This window comes from Longimicrobium sp. (assembly GCF_036554565.1).
Taxonomy (GTDB): Bacteria; Gemmatimonadota; Gemmatimonadetes; order Longimicrobiales; family Longimicrobiaceae; genus Longimicrobium.
The window spans coordinates 1-1,587 of sequence record NZ_DATBNB010000290.1 but is presented as its reverse complement, the minus strand read 5'-3'; the positions used below and the strand labels follow the sequence as shown (position 1 = coordinate 1,587).

The 1,587-nt window shown below is 66.2% G+C and carries 2 protein-coding genes; both read right to left on the bottom strand.

Features of this window, described 5'->3' with window-relative positions; all coding sequences use genetic code 11:
* Nucleotides 1-672: hypothetical protein (locus VIB55_RS07820; RefSeq protein ID WP_331876115.1), on the bottom strand; the 672-nt coding region annotated here is incomplete at its 3' end.
* 557 nt (nucleotides 673-1,229) lie between these two features.
* A partial coding sequence (locus VIB55_RS07815) for an aldehyde dehydrogenase family protein (protein ID WP_331876114.1) occupies nucleotides 1,230-1,587 on the bottom strand: 358 nt, incomplete at its 5' end.

Below are 1,587 nucleotides of genomic sequence, written 5' to 3'. Positions count from 1 at the left end.
CACCTCGTCGTTGTTGTTGGCGTGCTCCTCGTGGCGCCGCTCCGCCGCCAGCTCCGCCGCCTCTACCCGGACGCCGCGCGCCGAAAGCCTGCGCTCCTCCACCCGCCGAAGCCGGCTGGTTTCCTGCGCGTTCAGGTTGTCGAAAATCGCGGTGCCGGGCGAAGCGACGGCCTGATAGGTGCCCGTGAAGATCCCGGGACTGATCGCCGTAACGCTGAACGGCGCCGGGTTGCTGTACAGCGTAGTCCAGGTGCCCGCGTCCGCCGAAGTCTCCCAGAAGATGGTGCCGTTGCGCTCACGGATCCGCAGCCAGCGGTGCGCTTCCGGGTCGTACGGCAGGGTAAGGAAAACCAGGTACGCACTTCCCACCTGCTGCTCGCACCGGAGAAGCCCGTCCACCAGCCCGATGCTCAGCTCGTTGCCTTCGCTCAGGTACGCCCGCAGCCGCGCCTGTCCCATGCGCGGGGCGCGGACGAGTTCGACCCATATGGCGGTACCGGTAAGGTCGTAGGTGGCTTTCGCCGTGTAGCCGGCGTAGCTGTTGGCCGTGCTGCTGGCCTGGGGAAGCTCCAGGCGCCGGTTCACCTCTCGCGCGTCGCCGAAGACCCACCAGCGAGTCGTATCGGACAGGTTGTCGTTGAAGTCTTCCACCAGCTCATGTGCCTTCGCCATTGTCCGCTCCCCGCCGGGGTTGCCGTTGTTCCGCCGCCCACTTGGACAGCGGATTGCCAGAGGAAGTGCATCGCGCGACTATTCGGCATATCTTCGGTAAGGATAGTCGAGCCCAACTGAGAAGTCAAGCATATTATGATCTAAAGTGTGTGCTTCTTCACGTGCAGCGCAGGTATCGGGACCCATTCCCCGAACCTGAACGAGCGCCGCGGCTATCGCGGCGCCTGCGTATGGCCAGTCGACGGCATGTACCAGCTTCCGTGGAGGCGAGTCTGATGGACCGGTGCCCGGCGCGAGTCTGGGCGTGGGGACGAACCTGGACTCGGGCGGAGCGGCGTTGTTCGCCCAGACGCGGCTCGAGGTGCCGTTTTCTTCCTTTGCTTCAGGCACCGAGTCCGCGCCCAATGTCTATCTGCCGATCACCGTCGGGCTCCGGATCCCGTGGTGCGGCTCCCCGGCACCGAGGACGTAGCCGTGGAGCGCAAACGACGAAGCGCCTCCGGCAAATTCCCGGAGGCGCTTCGTCGTGATCCGTCCGACCGTGCCCGGCCGATCGGCTACTTCTCGCCCATGAACGGGTACTCGAACGAGCGTGCCGGGGCGAACGTTTCCTTGATCGTCCGCGGCGAGATCCAGCGGAGCATGTTCAGAATGCTCCCCGCCTTGTCGTTGGTGCCGCTGGCCCGCGCGCCGCCGAACGGCTGCTGGCCCACCACCGCGCCCGTGGGCTTGTCGTTCACGTAGTAATTGCCCGCCGCGTTCCGCAGCTCGCGGTCAGCCTGCACCAGCGCCGCGCGGTCGGTGGCGAACACGGCGCCCGTCAGCGCGTACGGCGTGCTCTTGTCCACGATGCGCAGCGTGTCTTCCCACTGGGCATCCGGATAGACGTACAGCGACACCACCGGGCCGAACACC